Genomic DNA, 23,954 nt, shown 5'->3' on the forward strand with positions numbered 1-23,954 from the left:
TATTTTATGAATAGCAGCGCTACTGGAAAATTGTGCTAATTATTTATATTTTAAAAAAGATTTTTGCAATAAACTTAGAAATATAAAAAAAATTAAGCTGAAAACAAAATTGCATATGTAAAATATAAAGATAGAGTTAAGCAAGAAAATAACTTTACTCAATAAATAAAATATTTATTCCAGCCCGCTTTTTTTCAAGCGTAAAGCATTCAGCAATACCGAGATGGAACTCATGGCCATGGCCGCACCTGCAATCACGGGGCTAAGCAAGCCGATGGCGGCTAGCGGAATGCCAAGTATATTGTAGAAAAAGGCAAAAAACAGATTCTGTTTGACGACTCGCACGGTAGCATGAGCTAAAGCCAGCGCATCGGCTACCTGTGTAACAGAGTGGCGCATTAGCGTAGCTGAAGCAGTATTAGTGGCGACATCAGCACCGCCATACATGGCAAAGCTTACATCGGCGGCAGCTAATGCGGGCGCATCGTTTATACCATCGCCTACCATGGCTACTACTTTACCCTGTTGCATAAGTTGGCGAACCGCTTCGGCTTTCGCGCGGGGATTCATTTCTGCATGATAATGATTAATACCCAGCTGCTTAGCAATGTATTCTACGACGCTGTGCTGGTCGCCGCTCATAATATAAATGTCAATATGTTGTTGTTTTAGGCGCTGAATAGCTTGAACGGTATCTTGTTTAAGTGCATCGGCTATAGCAAAAGCACCCTCTACTTTATCGTTGATAGCTACGACTACAATGCTGGCTATTCGCCAGATTTCTTGTTGTTTTAATTCTTCTGGGATGTTAAAGCTGCAATAAGTGGGATTGCCCACTTTGATTGAGCCATAATTTTCTACCTGTGCCTGTGTGCCCTGCCCGATATCGCTGTGGCTGTTGGTAGCGGTTAATGGGGTTAATTGTTGCTGTTGTGCTGCTTTTATGATGGCCTGTGCCAGTGGATGGGTAGTGAGCTCTTCTACGGCTGCAGCCAGTTGCAGTATTTTTTGTTGGCTGTAGTTACTTTCTGGCGCCTGCCATTGCGCAACTATTTGCGGTTGGCCGCTGGTTAAGGTACCGGTTTTATCCAGTACAACGGTGTCTACCTGACTGGTACGTTCGAGTGCGGTGGCATCTTTAAACCAGACACCATAGCGGGCAGAACGCCCCATGCCCACCATCATAGCAGCGGGTGTAGCCAGCCCCAGCGCACATGGGCAAGCAATAACCAATACTGCCACGCCGCGGGTAACAGCTTCGTTAATACCATTTCCCAACCACCAATTTAATAGAAAGGTTAATACAGCTATGGCAACTACAGTAGGAACAAATACCATGGATACTTTGTCTGCCAGCCGTGCAATTGGTGCTTTGCTTCCTTGAGCTTGTGCCAGCGCCTGCATCATGTCGCCCAGCAGGGTCTGGCTGCCTAGGGTCTGTGCCTGATAGGTGATGCTGCCATTGCTGATAAGGGCACCAGCAAGGACTTTGTCTCCGGTTTGTTTTAATAAGGGTTTGGATTCGCCGGTAAGATAGCTTTCGTCGCACCACGCTTCACCACTGTGCACGAGGCCATCGGCAGCAATGCGATTACCGGCATTGGTTTGTAGAATGTCACCCGTTTGTATCTGGCTTAAAGGGACTTCTTGCCAGCCGTGTTCTGTCTGCTTGCGTACCATTTTCGGCGTAAGCTGCAATAACAAGCTCATGCTGTTGAGACTTTGTTTTTTGGTACGTTGTTCAAGATATTTTCCCAGTGAGACAAAGGCTATCACCATTACACTGGCTTCAAAATAGATATATTGATGGGCATGGCTTTGATGGTTAAAGAGCATAATGCTGGAGTACAACCAGATGGCTAGGGTACCTAAGGACACCAGTACATCCATATTGGCCACGCCACCTTGCAAGGATTTGATGGCACTGGTGTAAAATGGCCAAGCAAAGCCAAGCTGGATAATGGTGGCAAGGATAAACTGCCACATCGGCGGCAGCATCCAATGCTGACCTATTAACATGCCTAACATGCCTAACATGCCGATGATAAAGGGGATAGCAATGAGCCAGATTATGGCCAGCCTCCACGATATACCGGTATGTTTACCAGAATTAGCCTCGGCCAGTGCATTAAGACTGCTTTCATTGGCTGGAGTTGCTTTGAAACCAGTTTTGGCCACTATTTGAACAATATCTTCTGTACTCAGCAGCCTGCTATCAAAGCGGGTTTGTAATTCATCACTGGCAAAATTAACATCAGCAGTCTGTATACCCTGCTGCCGACGCAGTACTTTTTCTATGCGGTTGGCACAAGCCTGGCAATCCATACCCTCAATGGCAAAACGCGCTGAGGTTGTTTGAGAACTTTTTGTATGCAAGTTTTCTTCCATGCTATTAACCTTTATTTGCCCAACCGATGAATTTAAAAATTAAACAACATCAAAACCGGCCGCTTCTACAGCAGCTTTTAGGGTATCAATATTGGTAAGGCTTTCATTAAAGCCTACATCGGCAAGACCAGTAGCAAAGTTAACGGCTACGGTTTCTACGCCAGGGCTGCCTTGAAGAGCTGAAGTAACACTTCTGGCACAGCCTTCACAAGTCATTCCGTCAATTTTAAACTGAACCATTTGCATGATTGTCTCCATATAAAGTGGGTCTATAAAAAGTATTTTAGTAAAGCTTAAACCTTAACCCTGTGATAAAGTCAAGTTTTATTCCGGTTTACCCATTTTATTAATTTGCTATGAATATCAGTACAGCAGAAAAATTATCCGGCTTGTCTAGCAAAACAATACGTGATTACGAAGCCGCTGGCTTAATTCGGCCACAGCGACAAAGTAATGGCTATCGCGATTACAGTGATGCAGATATTGCTACATTGAATTTTATCCGCCATGCACGTGAAGTGGATTTTTCACTGGCACAGATTGCTGAGCTGCTGGCCTTACGCAATAATCCACTGCGTGCCAGTGCCAATGTGAAATCTTTAGTAGGTGAACATATCCAGCGCTTGAATAAAAAAATATCAGATTTGAATAATATGAAAGATACATTGGAAAGCTGGTATAACCGTTGTAAAGGTAATGATTCACCTAATTGTGCCATTATTGATGGTTTGGATAAGCGTGGCTGTATGAAGTCGTAAAACTAATACAATATCGCATTTCTGATTAAAATATTATAAACAGGTATTTGAAGTAACTAAAACTGTCTTTTTGTTTAAAACCAGCTAAAATAGCCAATTTTGTGGCTATTTGCCTGCTTTATTGTTGCTATGCGTCTAACCCATATCAAACTTTCCGGCTTTAAATCTTTTGTTGATCCCACTACGATTGCCGTACCAGGAAAGCTGGTGGCTGTAATCGGGCCAAATGGTTGTGGAAAAAGCAATGTGATTGATGCCGTACGCTGGGTGCTGGGCGAAGCATCGGCCAGACAGCTGCGCGGTGAAAGCATGCAAGACGTGATTTTTAATGGTGCCAACACCCGCCGCCCCGCCCCGCGCGCCAGCGTGGAACTGGTATTTGACAATAGTGACGGCCAGCTTCAGGGAGCATGGGGACAATATGGTGAGGTGGCAATAAAACGCCAGCTCACAAGGCAAGGTGAGTCTACTTATTATATTAATAATCAAGTAGTACGCCGGCGCGATATTACAGATTTATTTTTAGGTACAGGGGTTGGAGCTCGTGGCTATGCGGTGATAGAACAAGGGATGATTTCACGCATAATTGAAGCAAGGCCGGAAGAACTTAGAGCGCATATTGAAGAAGCGGCAGGGGTTTCCAAGTACAAGGAACGCCGCCGCGAAACGGAAAACAGACTGGCAGACACGCGCGAACACCTGCAACGACTGGCCGATTTACAAAGTGAGCTAGACAGGCAGGTAGAAAAATTACAACGACAGGCAAATACAGCACAACGCTATCAGGAACTAAAAGAACAGATAGCGGGTAAACAGGATTTATTTGATTACAGCCAATGGCAACAGGCACTGGTTCAGGCTGATGATGCTACTACAATGTATCAACAGCATGACAATGCTCAGGAAACGCTTCAACAGCATCTTGAGACACTTGAAGAAAACCTACAGCAATTGCGCGAACAGGAACAGCAGCAACAGCAACAGGTACGCGAAGCAGAAATGCAACGCGCCGGTCTGCGCGAACAGTGGGCGCGTCTGGAAGAACAGATTCGTCACCGGCGTGACTGGCAACAGCGCATGGCGCGAGAACAAGCACAGGCTCAATCAGAACTGCAACGATTGCATGAAGAAGACCGGCAACAGCAAGAGATGCTCGAATCAGCCAATAGTGAATTGGAAGAACAGCAAATAGTGCGCGAAGAATGGGCTATGCAAGCTGCCGAGCATGAAGCACGTATGCCAGAGCTCGAAGAGCTGGCACATCTGGGTGAACGCACACGCCAGAATCAACAGAATGAGCTGGCGCGGCTGGAGCGTGAACAGGCAATTAAACAACAGCAACACCAGCATGCAAGCAGCAGTATTACGCAGTTACAACAACGTCAGCAGCGGCTGGAAACAGAGCTGGCGCAGTTAGCCTTACCCTCTGAAGAAGAGATGGAAAAAACGCGGGACAGTGCATCTGAACTGGAACAAGTAGTAGCAACACTGGAGGAAAACCTGCTGCAGTTTGAGCAGCAGCGAGACAATGCCCAGCAAGCACTGGCACTGGCTCAACAACAGTATCGCCAGTTGGACAAACAGCAACTTACACTGAATGCTCAGGTGGAAGCGCTTACCGCAATGTTGCCAAAAGCAGAGCACAGCAACACGACAGCGTCAGAACATACTGATATTCCCTTGCTGTGGCAGCATATGCAGGTTGAACCACACTGGCAGCATGCAACCAGTGTAGCGCTGGGTCATAAAATTCAGGCTCATTACTGTAAACAGCTACAGCTAGACAATATCCAGACTGAGCACACTTCGGTATGGGTCAATCTAAACACTCCATCCGAAACATCACCCATTGCCAGCGATGCCTTGTTGCAGCATATTGAAGTAGAATCACCCTTTGAAGAAGTATTGCATTTCTGGCTTCGGCAGGTGATATGCGCTGAATCTCTGCAAGCAGCCTTACTACGGCAAAAGGAGTTAGAGGCACATCAACTGATTGTTACTCCAGAAGGCCATTGCATAGATGCTATAAGCATTACCTTATATGCTGAAGATAATGGCTCTAGTTTATTGCAACAGCAGCAGCAATTACGTGAACTGCAACAAGCCCTTGTGGATATCGAACAACCCTGCCAACAGGCACAAGAAGCCATGCAGCTGGCACAGCAAAATCTGGATAACACAGAAGCTCAACTATTACAGTGCCAGCATCAATTGAAACAGCAACAACAAAGTTGGCAGGCTGCCTCAGCACAGGCCACAGAATTGATTGCACGTACCAGCCAAGGGCAGCTTCGCCGGCAACATATTCAGCAGGAATGCGCACAAATAAGCAATGAATTAACTCAACACCAACATATGCAGCAACAGGCACAAGCAGATGCCGAAAATCTGACGCTAGCTATAGACCAATTGCGTCCCCAGCTAGAAAGCCATACGACCAACCAGCAGAACCAACAACAAACCCTCAAACAAAGCCAGCTGGCACTACTAGAGGCACGAAGGCAACAAGGGCTGGTTGAAATGGCCATTGTGCGCTTACAGCAGCGAATTCAGAGTGGGTCGCAGGAGCGCCAACGGATTGCACGTGAGACCGAACGTTGGCAAGAACGCCAGAGCGAGCTGGCTCTTGGTATAGTTGACGAAGAAGTAGAAGATGAACAGACTTTACAAACTGAAGAATTGAATGCACGGATTAATGTAGCCAATGAACGTTGTGCCGATGCTCAGCAACAGTTGCAACAACTTCAGCAACTGTTACAACAGGCACAGCAACAACAACACACACTAAACAGCCGCTTACCACAACTACAGGCGGACACACAAAAAGCCCTACTCCAGCAGCAGGAAGCCTTACTAAATGCCAAACGTTTTTATGAAACACTTCAACAGAATAAAGCCGATATAGATACATTGGCAGAACAATTTGCCCATACCCAAACAGAATCTAAGGATCTAAGCGAGCAAATCGCTACTCTTGCACAGAAAATCAATGCTTTGGGCGCTGTAAATCTGGCTGCATTACAGGAGTTGGAAGAAGCCCATGAACGAGCCCAGTACTATCAGCAGCAAACTGCTGATGTTCAGGCCGCCATAGCATTACTGGAAGAAGCCATCAGTACCATTGATGAAGAAACAAAATCCCGTTTTAAAACCACATTTGATGCAGTCAATCAAAAAGTACAAAGCTACTTCCCAACCTTGTTTGGTGGGGGCGAAGCACACTTGGATATGGTTGGCGATGACTTACTCAGCGCGGGCGTATCCATTATGGCGCGACCGCCTGGCAAGAAAAACAGCACTATTCATCTGCTTTCTGGTGGCGAAAAAGCTTTAACGGCTATGAGCCTTGTATTTGCTTTGTTCAGCCTGAATCCGGCACCATTCTGTTTGCTGGATGAAGTAGATGCGCCATTGGACGATGCCAATACCAGCCGTTTCTGTCAGCTGGTACAACAAATGTCCGCACAAACCCAGTTTGTTTATATTTCCCATAATCGGCTAACCATGGAAATGGCCGAGCAACTAGTAGGCGTTACTATGCAGGAAAAAGGGGTCTCACGGATCGTGGAAGTTAACATCCGGCAGGCTTTGGATATGGCTGAAGCCTAGGCCAAAGAACAAATATCGATATCAGTACCTTCATTCCTGTAAACAACTGCTTATAAACGGGGTTAAACCCGTGTGTTTTTTTATTATATTATAAAGGCCTTGAAACAGGCTTTTTACATTGAGTGCATATGCTATTGAATCTTTTATATCAATTTTTATGGTTGCTCGCCCCACCTTTTTTACGCCGTTATTTGCGTCGACGTGCCAGACTGGCACCGGCCTATGCCCTAAATTGGTCCGAACGTTTTGGAAAACCTTATCCGAATGCGGTAAAAAACGCTATCTGGATTCATGTAGTATCAGTAGGAGAAACACGTGCCTCAATACAGTTCATTCACTCGTTGCAAAAACGGTTTCCAAATATACCTCTTTTAATCACTCAGACTACCCCTACCGGCCGTGCTACTGTGCAGCATTTTTTTCCGCAGGCACAGTGCCGTTACCTTCCCTATGATAAAAAATCGTGGGTAAAGCAGTTTATCCAAGACCATCAACCTTTATTTGGTGTGTTGATGGAAACAGAAATATGGCCAAATTTAATTAATATCTGTGCTAAAAATCGCATTCCTCTGTTTATGGCTAATGCACGCTTATCAGAAAAATCATTGCAAGGCTATCTGAAAGTGCGATCGATGGTTGTTCCTGCTCTCAGCACCTTGACAGGCTGTTTTGCTCAGACAAATGCAGATGCCGAACGCTTGAAAAAAATTGGTGCGGCACATCTTAAAATATGTGGTAACACCAAGTATGATATTTCTCCAACCGAAGACATGCATGTTTTAGCACAGACATTCAAACAACGTATCGGCAACCGGCCTGTGATGGTTTGTGCCAGTACCCGCTATTACCATGGCAGCGACGAAGTACAATTATTGCTCGACGCTTGGGCAAAACAGAATACCGGCCATACATTACTGATCATCGTACCGCGCCATACAGAACGTTTTCAACCAGCTTTCGATTACGCAGAAAAACTTAATTTTATTACACAGAAACGTAGCGATAATCTAAATATTGCCCCAGAAACTCAGGTTTGGATTGGCGACAGTATAGGTGAGTTGTTTGCTTATTATTTATGTGCGGATATTGCTTTTGTAGGCGGCAGTCTCGTTGACAGCGGCTGCCACAACATTATCGAACCCATCGCCTGCAACCTACCCACTTTATTTGGCCCATCTACGTATAATTTCGCTGATGCTGCACCAAAAGCGGTTGCTATCGGAGCAGCGCAACAAATCAGATCTGCAGAAGACTGGGCAACTACCTCATTAGCCTTACTTGCCAATCCACAGCAACGCCGATACATGTCGGAAAATGCAGAAGCTTTTATTACACAACATCGCGGTGCCAGCGAAAGAATGGCACAGGCCATTTTGGACAATCTTGCGCTTACAGCCAAGAACTCTCAGCACTAAGACAAATATTGTATTTAAAGAGCTGCAAATTATAAACAATATATCAAATAAACCCTATAGCATATTATTTATTGAACAAATAAAGTACATTAACACTAATTTTATATTTGGAATCATTAACAAGACTGATTCAGATTAAATACACTTTTATTTCAATCCTATGTCTTAGTTTTATATTAATAAAATGAGCCAAACATATTTTTGTTTGCTTAGTGGGAACTTATGTATTTCAATTTCATATATCTGAATAAACGGTAGAGAGTCAAGCTCAAAACTTTCTTTGTATTCATCAAATATAATTAAATAAATATGATATAAGCATATATAAATCTACTTGTTTTAATTATATTAGCGAAGATTTGAAAAACTATTTTGAAATCCACTTCTGTCATACTTTTGTCTGCCGTCAAATAATGGCTAAAAGCCATTGTAAGTATTTTTACCAGCATATCGTGTTAAGAATACGGATAATAAGTATTCAATTTCATCTACTAGATATTTAATTTTCTCTGTCCTGCCTTATTCTTAGCATGATATATCACACAAGAGTATAACTTATGATTAAATCAATAGACTAATAGAATTGACAACCAGAAAAAACTTCTATTAAATATATAAAATTGTTATAAATACAGATAAAAAAATTTATAACAATTTAAAAGATAAGGTAGTTTCATTAAAAATTTAATATTATTTGCATTATTCGCTTTTTGTTCATATAAAAAAGCCACTCAAAGTGGCTTTGAATTAAATTCAATAAGGATTACAGGTAAGCTTTAGGAATGTATTTATCATTCATAGTAGTGCCGGTAGCATTCTTTTTCAAAGAGCCATTTTTCAAAACTGACAATACCAATATTTTACCTGAAATAGCTGCAGATACGCCGGTTTGATTGACAGTATACTTAATTGTACAACCTGTATCTCCCATGGCTGAAGTAGCTGAACTCATGGTAACGGTACCACCGATTTCAGCTGTGCCATATTTACCTTTTTGCTGATCTACAGCAGCATTAGAACCAGTTGTACATACACTGTTTTGCATGTTATCTACTACCTGTGATTTTAAACCAGCAGCAAGGCTAGAAGCTTCGGATGCCTGAGAACGAGCAATATAGTCAGAATACGCAGGTACAGCGATAGCAGCCAGAATACCGATAATTGCAATGACAATCATCAATTCTATTAATGTAAAACCTTTTTGAAATGCTTTCATTTTAGTCTCCATGTCAATATGGTTAATAAACTAGTTGAACATAAAATCATTAGCAATTTATATGCCTAATTTTAGGATTATACTATTTTTATATATTAATTTCATTATTTAACATTTTTATAATTGAAGAATTCAAACTAGTAACCTAACAAATATTTAGACTTAAGATTAAGCTTAAGAAATTTATTTATAATTTTCAATTATCAAACTGTTTTTGTAAAACAATCTATTTTGTAATAGACGAGCACCACCATATAATGCGTTTAATTATTGCGTTAGTTTTGCTTATATAGCTAACACTTAAATATACAGCGGCTGACAATATTACTAAAACAATCGTCTGCAACTTTCTCACCATGTTTGGTTCGACTAATCGAGATGTCGATGTTGCAAGTCTAAAAAATACGCTATTGGTGTGTAACAACAAATCCGCCGCTCGGAAAACAACACCTCTACCTCATATGCCTTATTTACCCTTCCTCAACAAGGCATCAATACATTTCAAAAATGCAAAAGCTTTTATTGCACATTATCGGGTCGCTAAACCAAGCTTGGCACAGGTCATTTTTGCAATTTTGGTCTTGCAACAAATCATTCACTGTATTGTGATGGATCTGTAGTTTAAGAAGCTGCAAAATTACAACCAAGTAATTAAATGTGCTCTAAAGCATTTTTTATCAAGTTATTTAGATACATTCAGACTGATTTTATTTTTAAAAAATCAAAAACCATATTGACACACATAAAATTTCTCTTCAATTTAACCATATAATACTATTGTATATTATAAAAATACCAAATTTACTTAGTAAGTTAGGCATGACAATAAGCCTGTTAATTAACTCGTATGTGAATAAATGGCACTGAATCAGGCTTAAAACTGTCTTTAAATTCATCGAACACAATGGGCGGGCTATGGTCACCAACAACTACAATATCAGTATGCTTAAAACCACCTCTTTTTATTTCATCAGCAAGTACCTGAAAAAACTGATGTTGAAGATTCAAATTCCGGCATGCTTCTTGTCTTCCATTAAATAATGGCTGATGGCAATCATAAGTATTCGCTCCCAACATATCCAGCTCAGAATAAGGATGATGGGTGTTCAGTGTTAGCCAGTATATAAATGATTTACCCTGTGCAGATTTATTGGCAGCTGATACATCATGCACAATATTATAATCACAAGCTCCGGGGAATGAATAACAAAGTTTTATATTACTAAAATGTGGATAAAAATGTGTATCTTGCAAACCCATATACGGATACCATTCTTTACGGTTATACATCTTAGAAGAGGATCCATGAAAAGCTTGTATATCATAACCTTGTTTTTGTAATCTTACCGGAACACATTTTTTGAACTTATCAAACGGGCCTAGTTTAAAATTGGAACTTTTGGCTTTCAAATCACATAACTCTCGCAGCTCCCCCATTATGGTACTGTGGAGTGCTGGATTTTCACCCTGAGCAATTAGTTTTACATTGGGCAAATTCAGCAAAGGTGCTTTTACCGATGAATTAATAGCGCCATGTTCAGGTACAAAAGTACCCCATGATTCATTTAAAATGAATAGTATTTTTTTGGGGGGATGCTGCAAATTAATCTGTTTTTGTAACACACCTCCATGTGGCCAATCGTAAAACTCAGGGTTGACTTTTCTGAGCCAAAAAATTTGCATATTATATTTATAATTTTGAATAGTTTCGTAGTAACTGCCCCACCAACCAGTAGTCTTATAGCGATCAGAAAGATTAGTACCACGATAATCGTAAAAGCAAAATACAAACAATAAATATAATATAGATAATGGTAGAATCATTTGCGTTGTAGCAAAACGAACCAAATATTTGAAAATTAGAAATAAACTTAATATCAGATAACCAAAAATTAATCCTAAAATTATCCAATATAATTTTGGAGCTTGGGGAAGAAAATAAAGTAACCCAATGAATTCTGATAAATTTTCATAACGATAAAATTGCTTGATCCAATACAAAATGTCAAATATATAAATGCAAACGTAGGAGATGGTAAATAATAATATTGACCAATTTTTTCGCAAACACAATAATGGAATAATCCAAACGTATTCCAATACAACCACATACCGCTGGGAGTGAATCAATGCGTGTGATAACCAGAAAAAACCATTATTTATAATTAGATAAAAAGCGATAAAAAGCCATAACCGAAAAGAAAAATACTTATTAAATATATGTATTAATTTGGAAAATAAAGGGAAATGTACTTCAATATTCATCAATATTTCTTATATAAAGTTTAAATATGATCACATATAAATGAAATTTTCATAAATGATATCATATGAAAATTAAGACTGAAAATATATTTTGGATATTTACATTAATTCGAATATTTACTGACATTACGTACAAATATTTCCCCCCAATAAAACAATAAAGTAAAATCTAAAATAATATTAGTAAATATTATTTTAGAAAAAGATTGTCTATCAAAATTTTATAAGACTATAAATTTCAATACTTTAATTTAGAAAATATCTGTAATTTCATTATCGTTTATAGTAAATTGCAATGTACAAACCTACTGGCTCCCAGTACCCATTTCTATAGTCAAAATCTTTTAAAATATATAAATTTTTTATAACATTAAGGCATCAATAAAAATATTGGGCAAAGGATTTTTTTACCCATACTTTCGCTTCAAATAATTTTTGCAACTATTATGGATTTGGAAATTTAAAAATTAAAGGCGATAAAAACTGTAAGGTACCCTTTATTACTAATTTAGAAGTAATTACACAGGTTACCTTACAAAATTTAGTTAAATATAAACTATTTCAATTTACTCGTACGTGAATATATGGCACAGAATCAGGCTTAAAACTGTCTTTATATTTATCTAACATAATAGGAGGGCTATGGTCACCTACAACTACGATGTCAGTGTTCTTAAATCCTCCGGCTTTTATTTCATCAGCAAGTACCTGAAAAAACTGATGTTGAAGATTCAAATTCCGACATGCTTCTTGTCTTCCATTAAATAATGGCTGATGGCAATCATAAGTATTCGCTCCCAACATATCCAGCTCAGAATAAGGATGATGGGTGTTCAGTGTTAGCCAGTATATAAATGATTTACCCTGTGCAGATTTATTGGCAGCTGATACATCATGCACAATATTGTAGTCACAAGCTCCAGGAAATGAATGACATTGCTTAATATTACTGAATTGAGGAAAAAAATGCGCATCTTGCAAATCCATATGTGGATACCAATCTTTTCTGTCATACATCTTGGCATAAGAACCATGGAAAGCTTGGACTGTGTACCCTTGTTTTTGTAATCTTACCGGAACACATTTTTTGAACTTATCAAACGGACCTAGTTTAAAATTGGAACTTTTAGCTTTCAAATCACATAACTCTCGAAGCTCCCCCATTATGGTACTGTGGAGTGCTGGATTTTCACCCTGAGCAATTAGCTGTACATTGGGTAAATTCAGCAAAGGTGCTTTTACCGATGAATTAATAGCGCCATGTTCAGGTACAAAAGTCCCCCATGACTCATTTAAAATAAATAGTATTTTTTTAGGAGGATGCTGTATATTGATCTGCTTTTGTAACACCCCACCATGCGGCCAATCATAAAATTCAGGTTTAAGCGTTCCACGCCAGAAAAACTGTGTATTAAATTTAAGATTTTGAATCGTTTCGTAATAACTTCCCCACCAACCTACAGTCTGATAACGATCTGATAAATTAGCACCGCGATAATCGTAAAAACATATGGCAAAAAGCAAATACAATACAGATAAAGGTACAATCATTTGCGTAGAAGCCAAACGAACCAAATATTTCAGGATTAAAAATAAGCTCAAAATGAGATTGCCTAAAATAATTCCTAAAAATAACCAATATAATTTTGGTGCCTGTGGAATGAAGTAAAGTAAATCAACGAATTCAGACAAATTATCATAGTGATAGAATTGTTTAATCCAGTACAGAATATCAAAAATATAAATACAAATATATGTAATAGTAAATAAGACCAACGACCACTTTTTACGCAAGCATAACAACGGTATTATCCATACGTATTCGAGTACAATATCATAACGTTGTGAATAAGTAATTAAATGTGCAAGCCAGAAAAAAACATTATTTATGATCAAGTAAAATATAAGAAAACACCACAACCGTAGCGAAAAATAACGCTTAACCAAGAAAAAAATTTTGGAAAAAACGGGAAAATGTACAGCCAATTTCATATCTAGATCACATTGTATTAATTTATATAATATTTATAAGGAATTACTAATACATATTAATAATCTTTATAAAAAAATTTGCCCATAAATGAAGGCAAATTTAATATTTAGCAAAAAGAATAATCATTTATTATCTATAAATATAGAAAAGCCACCATCGGTGGCTTTACATTGTATCTTAACAAAAATTATAAATAAGCTTTAGGTATATATTTTTCATCCATATCTGTACCGGCTGCTGATTTCTTTAATGAACCATTTTTCAACACAGACAATTCTAATTTTTTACCTTTAATAGCAGCAGAAACACCGGTACTATTTACAGTATACAGAATTGTACAACCTGTATCACCCATGGCTGAAGTAGCTGAGGTCATTGTTACGGATCCTGCAATTTTTGCAGTACCATATTTACCTTTTTGCTCATCTATAGCTTTATTATTTGAATCACAGGTATTATTTTGCATGTTATCTACTATCTGTGTTTTCAAACCGGCAGCCAGACTAGACGCTTCAGATGCTTGAGAGCGCGCGATATAGTCAGAATAAGCAGGTACAGCGATGGCTGCCAAAATACCAATAATCGCAATAACAATCATCAATTCGATTAATGTAAAACCTTTTTGGAATGCTTTCATTTGAGTCTCCAGTTAAAACAGTGAATAACCTAATTACACATTAAAAGCATGTAGCAAATATCATGCCATAAACTATTATTTAACATTTTTTATCTTATATTAAGTAAAGATAATTAGTTGTAGATTAACTCAATATCCAAAATGTTTCACATTATTTGTCTCAAAATACAAACTACTAAATATAAAAATTTTTAGATATCGAAACATTTTAATTCAATAAAAAAAATATTTTCAATATACTACGAAATTGTTAAAGCAATTCCAAACAAATATTGTAAAATTGTAACTGCATTGACAATATAAACAGAGTTTATTTTTACTCTTTCGATAAGTTTTTTATTGGCTAAAATGTATTAATGTCTTACGAGCCATCAATAACTTGATGCTACCCTAACAAATTTTTGGATTAATTATCAAATAAAAGCCTTGGGCAGATATTTTTTATCAATTGTACCGTTATTAAATTTCAGAGTGCCGTTGGCAAGTACATCCACTACCATATAACGGTTAATTAATACTGAGGAAGCTTTTTGTGAATATACACTATATTTAATTTGGCATCCTGTTTGAGCGCTTGCTGAATTTTGAACATTACTCAATGGAAATTCAGTACTAATTTCTGCAATACCATATCTACCTGTATAACGATATTCAGATTGATTCTGAGCCCTACAGCGTTGATGCTGCATATTATCTAAAACCTGAGCTTTCAAATTTCCAGCTAAATTAACACCTTCGGCTAATTGAGCACGAGCGCTATAGTCTGCATATAAAGGCACCGCAATAGCTGCCAAAATCCCAATTACAGCGATCGCAATCATTATTTCAATTAGTGTAAAGCCTTCAGCTTGTAATTTATTCATAATATATTTGATTAGATGAATGAATTTTTCTAAATATTCATAATATTGAAAATATTTATTAAATGATATTATATTTTATAATAACTTTCATAAACTATTTACATTTAAACATGTCTGTTATTTAGCTATTGATATTTTTAGTTATTGATTACCTTATAATTAATTTAATTTTATATCTTTGTAAATCATAAACTTATATAGCAGAAAATATAAGTTATGTCTTATTTTAAGCTAATCACACTGAAATTTTTACAGATAAAATTTTTTCATATACGCACATACGGCTGCCAGCATGGCCAGCTGATCTGTTGTGTGCCCCATTTCTGCTTCAGCATTGATGTAATCAATCTGTCTCTGCGCGGCCCAGACTGATAATGAACCATCATCGCGTACTGTCTGATTATTCTGTAAAACCACATTGAAATTATGGCTGGCAAAAAAATTAAAGGCTTGTGCACTTGTTACATAAAAAAAATCGTGCGGGTTTTTGTCTGGGCTAATGGCTATCTGACTCACGTCTTGAGCCATGGAGTTACCCGGCATATAGTTTCTTACGGACAGTCCGGCTGTGTGTGTGTTGTGCACTGCAATAATCAGTTTTTTCTGGCTTAAATACTGTTGCAGGAAATTTTCAGCCGCCTCACTCAGCTGCTGCAAGATTAGTGCGCAGTTGCCTTTACTACATTTTAATGCTGCTTTTCGTCCGTTTGCAGTAAAAATTCTATTTGGGTCAAAGTGAAAGCTGAACTGCTGATTACGGATGATGATTTCGCGGCTGCCGCCATGGCGCAAATCCAATAAACATCCTTGCTGAATCTGATTTAAGGTAATCAATGCAGTGCGTCGAGCAGTTTCTTCATTATCATGAATGTGTATCCATGTGATATCCGGCCAAGGCGTACCTGTACAAGTTTCGTAGGCAGGTATAGTAATAACTGTATTAGTAAGAGGAGAATTGTCTATAGCTGCAGTTTCCGCGTATACGGGTAGCGCTATGGATAATGCGGTCCATAACGCAGCGTATTGATAAAAATGGATAATTTTTTTCTTCATTTTGTTTACCATATGATTTTATTACATTTTATTTTTTCGTATTAGCTGTTTATAGACTTCTATTTTTATTCTTTAAAAAGATGTGTACTAGCCCTACTGAAATTAAGTAGTGCATAGTTTGCTTTTAGAAATTTACTAAGTTTTTAGAAATTTACTAAGTAATTTGATGTTAACTTCTAATCAGCTTACATTTTGAGTTTAGGGTGTCAATTTTTGTCACTTTCAACTGATTTGTGTAACTAAAAGCAAGTATTATTATGTATAGGTATGAATTTGTAGTTTTTAGTTAGTTAAAGATGGTTTTAATTGAAAGTAATAACAAGATTAATTATCATTCACACCTTTAACAAATTATAAACTCTTTCTGTATTGTATGTCTCAGTATCCTTTCCCTTCTTTCAAACTGGCTTTATTACCTTTACTCTTTTCCGGCGGTATGGCGCATGCACAGGATGGTGCCAAACTTGATGATATTTATGTCACAGCCGAACAGCAAGTTAAACAATCACTTGGTGTATCAAAAATTGATAGTCTAGATATTGAACGCAGACCACCGGTGAATGACATTTCTGAGCTGGTACGGACAATGCCGGGGGTTAATCTTACTGGAAATACTGCATCTGGCCAGCATGGTAATAAACGCCAGATTGATATTCGTGGAATGGGGCCGGAAAACACCCTGATTATGATTGATGGCCGCCCAGTAACCTCACGCAACAGTGCACGCATGAGCTGGCGCGGTGAGCGCGACACCATCGGCGACAGTGACTGGGTGCCGACAGCTGAAATACAATCTATAGAGGTAATCCGTGGTCCGGCTGCGGCTCGTTATGGTTCGGGTGCTGCCGGTGGGGTGGTGAATATTGTGACAAAAAAAGTCAGTAATGAATACCACGGTGCTATTAACGCATTTATGAATCTGCCAGCCGATAAAGAAGAAGGCGATACCCATCGGATAGGTTTTGATTTAACTGGACCTATAATTAAGGATGTGCTGGGGTTTCGCCTTTATGGCAATTTAAACAGTACTGATGCTGATTCTCCTTATATCAATCAACGTTCGGGAGACAAAGGCAGCAAATCTTTGGTAGCCGGTCAAGAGGGTCTACTGAATAAGGATGTGGGCGGCCGGCTGGCATGGCGTCTTTCTCCGGCACAAACTCTAACGCTCGATGCCACGTATAGTAGACAGGGTAACCGCTACAATGGCGATGGGCCAAATAATGTACAAACCGATTATACGCAAAGTTTATATGGTAAGGAAACGCGCCGTGTATATCGGCAAAGTTTTGCTCTCACCCATGAAGGCGCATGGGATTGGGGTGATAGCAAGCTGGTGGCGCAATATGATAAAACTACTAATAGTCATTGTTCTGAGGCGCTTGCGGGTGGACCGGAAGGTTTGTGTCAAGATTTAGGAACGAAAGATATCACCTATGCTGACAGTGTCCTGACTACCAAGCGGCTGGCCGGTGAAGTTCACATTCCTTTTTCTGTTTGGGTACCGCATGTTTTAACTATGGGAGCAGAATATCAGCACGATAAGCTGAATGATCCTGACGGTCTGCGCCGCATTCCTATGCCGAATGCTGTGTACCCAGCTGCGGCTAATCACACGCCATCGCTTAGTAGCTGGGCCGGCTACGTGGAAGACAATATCAGTCTTACCGAACAGTTGAAAGTGGTACCGATGCTGCGCTATGACCATAATAATAAAACTGGCGGTAATGTTAGCCCTGGAATCAATATGTCATGGCAGTTGCATCCAAACTGGCTGCTCAAAGGTGGTATCGCACGAGCATACAAAGTACCTAACCTGTATCAAAGTACAGACAGCTATATGCTGTACAGTAAAGGTAACGGCTGTGCTGTTTCTTCAGGCAGTGGCCGCGGTTGCTACTTGATTGGTAATAGTAAGCTAAAACCGGAAACCAGTGTGAATAAGGAAATTGGCTTTGAATTTAGCAAAAATGGCTATCTGGCTTCGCTGGCTTATTTCCGTAATGATTATAAAAATAAGATTGAAGCCGGACGGCAAATCATTTTCACCGGAAGTTCCGGAATCAGTGCCCGCCCCGGTGGCTATGATTACTTTGAATGGACCAATACACGTAAAGCGCTGGTAGAGGGACTGGAAGGCAACTTTACTTTGCCGTTTTCCCAACAGTGGAAATGGGTGAATAATTTTACTTATATGTTTAATTCCAAAAACAAGGAAACCGGTAATCCGTTGTCTATTATTCCCAAATATACAATTAACTCCTCTCTGGCTTGGACACCTACGGAAAAATGGGATACGTTGCTGACTTATACCTATTACGGCCGACAGAAACCACGTACCGTGCCGGTCAATCCGGTAGAAGCAGGGATTGGCAATGGCGGACAAGGCACAGTCGGTCTGAGTGGCGAAGAAATGGGCAGCTATGGTATCTGGGGAATTTCAGCCGGATATGCGGTGAATAAAAACATCAATGTTCGCGCAGGGATGTCAAATATATTCAATAAGCGCATCTATGCTTCCACTTTACGCGGTACGGCCTACACTTATAACGAACGGGGACGTGCAGTGTGGGGCAATATGAAAGTTTCTTTCTGATTATGCCGAAGCATCAGGTTGTCACTGTGGCAGCCTGATAAAAAATATTTGGTTTTCACGTGACTTCGATGTCCAAATAAGTTATATTTATAAATAGTAATGATTATTATTTATAAATAATCAAGGATAGTCCCATCAGCAAAGGTAAACATAATTTATTGATTATCTGAAAGATTTAACCAAAATCCTGATCTGGTGTGTTAATTAAGTACTCTTTCATCTTTTTTTGCAATGCAGCAACCTAATCTTACTTCGCTACCGTCTTGTTGTCTCCATATGCTTACTAAAGCCAATCAACTGACGGAAAGATTAAATATGCGCCAGATTATCATTTTTTTATTAATGTTTTTTACGGCCTTAATCTTGCACAATACAGCTAAAGCCCAGCCTAATCTGAATGAAAGTGCTGATTTTGCTGTGCTGCAACAGCAAAATGGCGGTTATCATTTTACAACCCTGCCGCTAACATCTACAGACGGACAGCGCCAGTACCGCATTTACATCGGGATTCCTGCACAACAGCCTCCTGCTGGGGGTTATCCTGTTTTCTACGCGCTGGACGGAAATGCCATACTGACTTTTCTAACTCCTGAAAACATGCAGATACTGGCACGGCAGCCTCAGCCTCCAGTATTGGTATTGCTAGGTTATGCAACTGATAAACGTTTTGATGTGCGGGCACGCGCCTACGACTACACCATTGCGCCGGAAGACAACAATACCGACCCACTCGATGCCAGCAGAATCAACGGCGGTGCCGATATATTTCTGGATATGATACAGAATGAGGTTATGCCGGCTGTACAGATGAGAGTGGCAGTCAATCTGGATAATCAAACGCTGTGGGGCCATTCTTATGGCGGGTTGCTGGTACTGCATACTCTATTTACTCAGCCTAATCTGTTTCAACACTATATTGCAGCAGACCCGTCTGTGTGGCTGCATGGCGATTTACTTCAGCAGGAAGCAGCGGAAATGCTGAAGCGTAAGGTTGATTTTTCTGGCAGCAGCCTTTTGATACTCAATAGTAAGCTCAGACCCAAAAAAATTCCTAAAAATCCGCATGTTGCCGCCCGAATTCGGATGCGTAACGAACAAACGGCCAGACAAGGTAATTTGGGCAGAAAACTGGCCGATGAATTGCAGCATCATACTGATTTAAGCGTTAAATACGAAGTTTATCCGCAAGAAAACCATGGCAGCCTGTTTGGCAAAAGCCTGCAACTAACTCTTTTTCACCCCTCAATCAGGCCACAATAATGAATAAACGGTCACCTCATCAAGCTTATCTGGTTCGGGTACAAGATATTATCGATCTAAGCCCTAATCTGCGCCGGCTGGTTTTGCACAGTGATGATTTGGTTGATTATCCGCATCAGTTTAATGGTGCTCATATAAAGATTTTTCTAGCGTCCGCAGGTCAGACTTCGCCACAACTACCGCAATTTTCCGGTCATGGTTTTAAATGGGGTGATCCAGACAATAAGCCGATTGTGCGCACTTATACCATCCGAGATTATGATGCTCAGGCATGCACGGTAAGTATTGATTTTGTGAAACATGGTGACAATGGTCCGGCTTCGGCATTTGCAGAACACGCTCGTGCGGGAGACATCATCGGGATTTCATCACCGGGAGGCCCGAATCCGATGCTGAAAGCAGCTACACGTTATTTATTTGTTGGAGATATTACGGCTGTACCAGCGATTGCATCGTTGCTGTCTGATATTGATCAGGAGGCCAGTGGAGATGTGGTTTTACTGTTGCCAGATGCCAGCGATTTACCAACCACTCTCAACCTGCCTACCAATATGCAGTTGCATATGTTTTATGGCACTTTAAGTCAGATTCCGGCACTAATAGAAAAAGTGTCCGGTTTTCCACCCCTGTGTGCAGATGATTTTGCCTGGGTTGCTGGTGAAGCTGAAATGGTCAGACCGCTGCGTGATTTATTGCGTAACCAATGGCAATTACCACCACAACGCCATTATGCAGTCCCATACTGGCGCCATGGCGAAACAGAAGAAAGTTATCATGAAGCACGGCACCGATTTATTGAAAAATAGGCGTTTACACCGAAATATGACCTGCCTCTGATTCAGGCAGTATAATTAATGCAAACAATAATGATAGGAAATTCAGACAATGTTTAAATCCTGCTGGAAACCACTCGCTTTATCTATACTGGCATTATCGCTTCTCTCCGCATGCGGCGAAAAAAACACTCAGAACAGTTCTGCCAGTAATACAACTGCTTCAGGAGCTGCTGTTAGTGGCCCCACTGTCTCTGTAAACACTGCACGCGGTGAAATGAACGTACCAGAAAATCCTTCCAAAGTTGTGGTATTTGACATGGCCACCCTGGATGATTTGCAGGCTTTGAAAGTACCGGTAACCGGTGCGCCGAAAAAAGTATTGGTACCTTACTTGCAGCAAACATTGGAAACCGTAAACAACACCGGTACCTTGTTTGAGCCCGATATGGAAGCACTCAATGCGCTGAAACCTCAGCTGATTATCATTGCCGGACGTACGGCACCTAAATATGATGAATTAGCGGCTCTAGCGCCAACCATGGATATGACAGACAGCGGACAGGATCTGATTGGTGATGGCATGAAAATGCTTGATACCTACGGTAAACTGTTTAAAAAAGAAGCTGAAGCCAAGAAACTGCATGATGACATTCAGAATCTGCTAGCTGAAACGCAGCAGGTGGCCAAAGGAAAGGGTACTGGCCTGATTCTGATGGTGAATGCCGGTAAACTTTCTGCTTTCGGTCCTTCTTCACGCTTTGGCTGGATACACACACAAGTCGGAGTACCGGCTGCCGATACCAATATTCCGGCCTCCCCGCACGGCCAGTCTGTTTCGTTTGAATATGTACAGAAAACCAATCCGGACTGGATATTTGTGATTGACCGCACCGCAGCCATAGGTGAGGAAGGCAAAACCGCACAGGCTGTACTCAACAATGATCTGGTACGACAGTCCAAAGCGTGGAAAGAAAATCATATTGTCTACTTAAGCAGTGCCTCTTATCTTGCCGCCGGTGGTGTGCAGCAGATGAAAACCGACTTAACCAATATCAAGGCTGCTTTCACACACTAAAACTAAGTATTATTCGTTCACAGCCTTCAGGTTTCGCTTTGCCGCATTTAATAGTGGCAATAGCGAAAACCTGTTGTCTGTATCTTTGTTTGCCCTATGTTTCGTTCTTCCCAGATAAACGCTATCAATATACTGTTGCTGCCACTATTACTGATTATCAGCATCAGTATCGGTGCAGCCGCTTTTCACTGGAGTGATGTATTTAGTAACAGCGATACCCGCTCTCTGCTGATATACAGCCGCCTGCCTCGCTCGCTGGCGATTATCCTTACCGGTGCTACTCTGGCTGTAGCCGGCATGGTGCTACAAATCGTTTTACGCAACCGTTTTCTTGAACCAAATATGGTTGGTGCCACCCAGAGTGCAGCACTGGGAATCTTATTGGTATCTATTTGGTTTCCTCAGGCTACTCAGCTGGCGAAAATGAGCTGTGCGAGCATCGTTGCCCTGTTGGGCATGACTTTGTTTTTATTTTTGTTTCGCAGATTACCGCCACATCGGCAGATGATGATACCGTTAATCGGCATCATCTACGGCAGTATTATCGAAGCGCTGGTTAACTTTATCGGTGTGGAAACCAATACTTTGCAATTATTGGCTGTGTGGTTTGCCGGTGATTTTTCGGCGGTATTGGCTGGACGCTATGAGCTGCTGTGGCTTACTGGTCTGATGGCATTGGTTATCTATTTTCTAGCTGACCGGCTCACTATCGCCGGATTGGGGCAGAATATCAGCACCAGTCTGGGCATAAACTATGCACAGATGATGTGGATTTCTCTAATCACAGTGGCCATGATTACAGCCATCGTTGTTGTTACAGTTGGCCAGATTCCGTTTATCGGGCTAGTAGTACCGAATATTGTTTCCCGTCTGGCGGGAGACCGCTTACGGCAGAATCTGCCGTCAGTAGCACTAATGGGCGCCAATGCACTGCTGGTATGCGACATTATCGGCCGCATCATTGATCCGCCATATGAAATACCCGTATCACTGATTTTTGGTATCGTAGGTACCATGATTTTTCTGTATCTGCTGTTTAGAAAGCCTACCGTACATGCAACCTGACCATACCATGCCGTCGCCCCGTTCTGGTGCACGTTTTCTCGGCGTGCTCGGGATATTGTTGATAATTGCCAGCATTTTGTTTATGACTTACGGTGTAAAAGGGAGCTGGGATTTTGTTTTACAACTGCGTGGCAAGAAATTGCTGATGCTGCTGACTGTCGCTTATGCAGTCGGCGTTTCTACATTACTTTTCCAGACACTTACCCATAACCCCATTCTGACGCCGGGTCTGCTAGGGTACGATTCACTTTACCTGCTCCTACAGACACTGACACTCTTTATCTTTGGTGCAGTGGGATACGCCAGCATTGGTGCTTTCACTAAATTTACCATTGAAGCACCATTGATGATGGCTGCCTCCTTACTACTGTTTCGTACGCTAACTCGAAACAGCAATGGTGATCTGGCTCGGCTGATACTTACCGGCACAATATTCGGCGTGATGTTTCGCAGTTTCAACAGTCTGCTGCAACGATTGATAGACCCTACCCTATTTACCGTCGCTCAGACCAGCTATTTTGCCCAGTTTACTTCAGTAAATGTCAGTATGCTGATGATTGGCATCACAGTGATGCTAATCAGTACCATCTGGATCTGGCGCATGCGCTATCAGCTGGATGTCATGATGCTAGGACGCAACGCCTCTATTGCCCTTGGGATCAATTATCCGCGCCTAAGCCGCAACATTCTGTTGTGGATTGCGCTGCTGGTTTCCGTTTCCACAGCACTCGTAGGACCTGTGAGCTTTTTTGGGCTACTGATTTGTGCACTGGTCAATGCCTGTACTCCCAGCATGACACACCGGCTGCGGATTCCGGCTGCGTTTCTGATGGCTGCACTGATACTGGTCTGTGGGCAGCTGATATTCGAACACGTTCTAGGCATGCAGGGCGTACTGAGTGTGGTTATAGAATTCTGTGGTGGTCTGGTGTTTCTATGGTTGGCATTAAAACGCCAATCCTGAACTTGCCACCTCAACAGCGTA

17 protein-coding genes are annotated in these 23,954 nt (G+C 40.7%); 9 read left to right on the top strand and 8 right to left on the bottom strand.

What is annotated here, in order from left to right:
* Positions 1-174: 174 nt before the first annotated feature.
* Both ABU615_RS03720 and ABU615_RS03725 read right to left on the bottom strand, forming a co-directional pair.
* Positions 175-2,388 carry a heavy metal translocating P-type ATPase gene (locus ABU615_RS03720; RefSeq protein WP_370389243.1) on the bottom strand — a complete coding sequence of 738 codons (2,214 nt, stop codon included), beginning with the start codon at positions 2,386-2,388 and terminating at the stop codon, positions 175-177.
* A gap of 39 nt (positions 2,389-2,427) precedes the next feature.
* On the bottom strand, positions 2,428-2,634 hold the full coding sequence (locus ABU615_RS03725; protein WP_100151661.1) for a heavy-metal-associated domain-containing protein: 207 nt from the start codon (positions 2,632-2,634) through the stop codon (positions 2,428-2,430).
* Positions 2,635-2,744: 110 nt separating this feature from the next.
* Here ABU615_RS03725 and ABU615_RS03730 point away from each other — a divergent pair, with 110 nt between their 5' ends.
* The 3 genes from ABU615_RS03730 (at position 2,745) to waaA (ending at position 8,170) form a co-directional block, all read left to right on the top strand.
* A complete protein-coding gene (locus ABU615_RS03730) occupies positions 2,745-3,146 on the top strand; it encodes a MerR family transcriptional regulator (protein ID WP_367487333.1) in 402 nt (133 codons plus the stop codon).
* 129 nt (positions 3,147-3,275) lie between these two features.
* Entirely contained in the window at positions 3,276-6,755 is a 3,480-nt protein-coding gene (gene smc / locus ABU615_RS03735; protein ID WP_370389244.1) for a chromosome segregation protein SMC, read from the top strand.
* Positions 6,756-6,883: 128 nt separating this feature from the next.
* Positions 6,884-8,170, top strand: a complete 1,287-nt coding sequence (gene waaA, locus ABU615_RS03740) for a lipid IV(A) 3-deoxy-D-manno-octulosonic acid transferase (RefSeq protein ID WP_370389245.1) — start codon at positions 6,884-6,886, stop codon at positions 8,168-8,170.
* A 763-nt stretch (positions 8,171-8,933) separates the two neighbouring features.
* On the opposite strand, the gene ABU615_RS03745 is transcribed toward waaA, so the two are convergent.
* The 6 genes from ABU615_RS03745 to ABU615_RS03770 form a co-directional block, all read right to left on the bottom strand.
* Positions 8,934-9,386: a pilin gene (locus tag ABU615_RS03745; RefSeq protein ID WP_323811347.1), complete on the bottom strand. Its 453-nt coding sequence runs from the start codon at positions 9,384-9,386 to the stop codon at positions 8,934-8,936.
* 834 nt (positions 9,387-10,220) lie between these two features.
* The gene (locus tag ABU615_RS03750; RefSeq protein ID WP_370389246.1) at positions 10,221-11,651 is read right to left on the bottom strand and encodes a sulfatase-like hydrolase/transferase; all 1,431 of its coding nucleotides are present in this window, start codon (positions 11,649-11,651) and stop codon (positions 10,221-10,223) included.
* A 561-nt stretch (positions 11,652-12,212) separates the two neighbouring features.
* The gene (locus tag ABU615_RS03755; RefSeq protein ID WP_370389247.1) at positions 12,213-13,643 is read right to left on the bottom strand and encodes a sulfatase-like hydrolase/transferase; all 1,431 of its coding nucleotides are present in this window, start codon (positions 13,641-13,643) and stop codon (positions 12,213-12,215) included.
* 188 nt (positions 13,644-13,831) lie between these two features.
* Positions 13,832-14,281 carry a pilin gene (locus ABU615_RS03760; protein WP_323811348.1) on the bottom strand — a complete coding sequence of 150 codons (450 nt, stop codon included), beginning with the start codon at positions 14,279-14,281 and terminating at the stop codon, positions 13,832-13,834.
* Positions 14,282-14,694: 413 nt separating this feature from the next.
* Positions 14,695-15,144, bottom strand: coding sequence for a pilin (locus ABU615_RS03765; protein WP_323811380.1), 450 nt, complete (start codon positions 15,142-15,144; stop codon positions 14,695-14,697).
* 249 nt (positions 15,145-15,393) lie between these two features.
* Positions 15,394-16,197: a hypothetical protein gene (locus ABU615_RS03770; RefSeq protein WP_370388209.1), complete on the bottom strand. Its 804-nt coding sequence runs from the start codon at positions 16,195-16,197 to the stop codon at positions 15,394-15,396.
* A gap of 373 nt (positions 16,198-16,570) precedes the next feature.
* On the opposite strand from ABU615_RS03770, the gene ABU615_RS03775 reads away from it, so the two are divergent.
* The 6 genes from ABU615_RS03775 to ABU615_RS03800 all read left to right on the top strand — a co-directional run bounded on the left by ABU615_RS03775 (position 16,571) and on the right by ABU615_RS03800 (position 23,933).
* The gene (locus ABU615_RS03775; RefSeq protein ID WP_370389248.1) at positions 16,571-18,793 is read left to right on the top strand and encodes a FepA family TonB-dependent siderophore receptor; all 2,223 of its coding nucleotides are present in this window, start codon (positions 16,571-16,573) and stop codon (positions 18,791-18,793) included.
* Positions 18,794-19,108: 315 nt separating this feature from the next.
* Complete coding sequence (locus tag ABU615_RS03780; protein ID WP_370389249.1) at positions 19,109-20,053, top strand: alpha/beta hydrolase; 945 nt, start codon at positions 19,109-19,111, stop codon at positions 20,051-20,053.
* Positions 20,053-20,859, top strand: coding sequence for a siderophore-interacting protein (locus tag ABU615_RS03785; RefSeq protein ID WP_370389250.1), 807 nt, complete (start codon positions 20,053-20,055; stop codon positions 20,857-20,859). The genes ABU615_RS03780 and ABU615_RS03785 overlap by 1 nt, the downstream gene beginning before the upstream one ends.
* Positions 20,860-20,938: 79 nt before the next feature.
* Positions 20,939-21,904, top strand: coding sequence for a siderophore ABC transporter substrate-binding protein (locus ABU615_RS03790; protein WP_370389251.1), 966 nt, complete (start codon positions 20,939-20,941; stop codon positions 21,902-21,904).
* A 96-nt stretch (positions 21,905-22,000) separates the two neighbouring features.
* Positions 22,001-22,969, top strand: a complete 969-nt coding sequence (locus tag ABU615_RS03795; RefSeq protein ID WP_370389252.1) for an ABC transporter permease — start codon at positions 22,001-22,003, stop codon at positions 22,967-22,969.
* Between the two features lie 7 nt (positions 22,970-22,976).
* Positions 22,977-23,933, top strand: a complete 957-nt coding sequence (locus ABU615_RS03800) for an iron chelate uptake ABC transporter family permease subunit (protein WP_370389345.1) — start codon at positions 22,977-22,979, stop codon at positions 23,931-23,933.
* Positions 23,934-23,954: the final 21 nt, after the last annotated feature.

Source organism: Snodgrassella alvi, from assembly GCF_040741455.2.
GTDB classification, from domain to species: domain Bacteria; phylum Pseudomonadota; class Gammaproteobacteria; order Burkholderiales; family Neisseriaceae; genus Snodgrassella; species Snodgrassella alvi_E.

Bases quoted from the DNA above. Each gene is read 5' to 3' on its own strand.
- ABU615_RS03720 (WP_370389243.1), bottom strand. From the start codon at position 2,388: ATGGAAGAAAACTTGCATACAAAAAGTTCTCAAACAACCTCAGCGCGT.
- ABU615_RS03725 (WP_100151661.1), bottom strand. From the start codon at position 2,634: ATGCAAATGGTTCAGTTTAAAATTGACGGAATGACTTGTGAAGGCTGT.
- ABU615_RS03730 (WP_367487333.1), top strand. From the start codon at position 2,745: ATGAATATCAGTACAGCAGAAAAATTATCCGGCTTGTCTAGCAAAACA.
- smc (WP_370389244.1), top strand. From the start codon at position 3,276: ATGCGTCTAACCCATATCAAACTTTCCGGCTTTAAATCTTTTGTTGAT.
- waaA (WP_370389245.1), top strand. From the start codon at position 6,884: ATGCTATTGAATCTTTTATATCAATTTTTATGGTTGCTCGCCCCACCT.
- ABU615_RS03745 (WP_323811347.1), bottom strand. From the start codon at position 9,386: ATGAAAGCATTTCAAAAAGGTTTTACATTAATAGAATTGATGATTGTC.
- ABU615_RS03750 (WP_370389246.1), bottom strand. From the start codon at position 11,651: ATGAATATTGAAGTACATTTCCCTTTATTTTCCAAATTAATACATATA.
- ABU615_RS03755 (WP_370389247.1), bottom strand. From the start codon at position 13,643: ATGAAATTGGCTGTACATTTTCCCGTTTTTTCCAAAATTTTTTTCTTG.
- ABU615_RS03760 (WP_323811348.1), bottom strand. From the start codon at position 14,281: ATGAAAGCATTCCAAAAAGGTTTTACATTAATCGAATTGATGATTGTT.
- ABU615_RS03765 (WP_323811380.1), bottom strand. From the start codon at position 15,144: ATGAATAAATTACAAGCTGAAGGCTTTACACTAATTGAAATAATGATT.
- ABU615_RS03770 (WP_370388209.1), bottom strand. From the start codon at position 16,197: ATGAAGAAAAAAATTATCCATTTTTATCAATACGCTGCGTTATGGACC.
- ABU615_RS03775 (WP_370389248.1), top strand. From the start codon at position 16,571: ATGTCTCAGTATCCTTTCCCTTCTTTCAAACTGGCTTTATTACCTTTA.
- ABU615_RS03780 (WP_370389249.1), top strand. From the start codon at position 19,109: ATGCGCCAGATTATCATTTTTTTATTAATGTTTTTTACGGCCTTAATC.
- ABU615_RS03785 (WP_370389250.1), top strand. From the start codon at position 20,053: ATGAATAAACGGTCACCTCATCAAGCTTATCTGGTTCGGGTACAAGAT.
- ABU615_RS03790 (WP_370389251.1), top strand. From the start codon at position 20,939: ATGTTTAAATCCTGCTGGAAACCACTCGCTTTATCTATACTGGCATTA.
- ABU615_RS03795 (WP_370389252.1), top strand. From the start codon at position 22,001: ATGTTTCGTTCTTCCCAGATAAACGCTATCAATATACTGTTGCTGCCA.
- ABU615_RS03800 (WP_370389345.1), top strand. From the start codon at position 22,977: ATGCCGTCGCCCCGTTCTGGTGCACGTTTTCTCGGCGTGCTCGGGATA.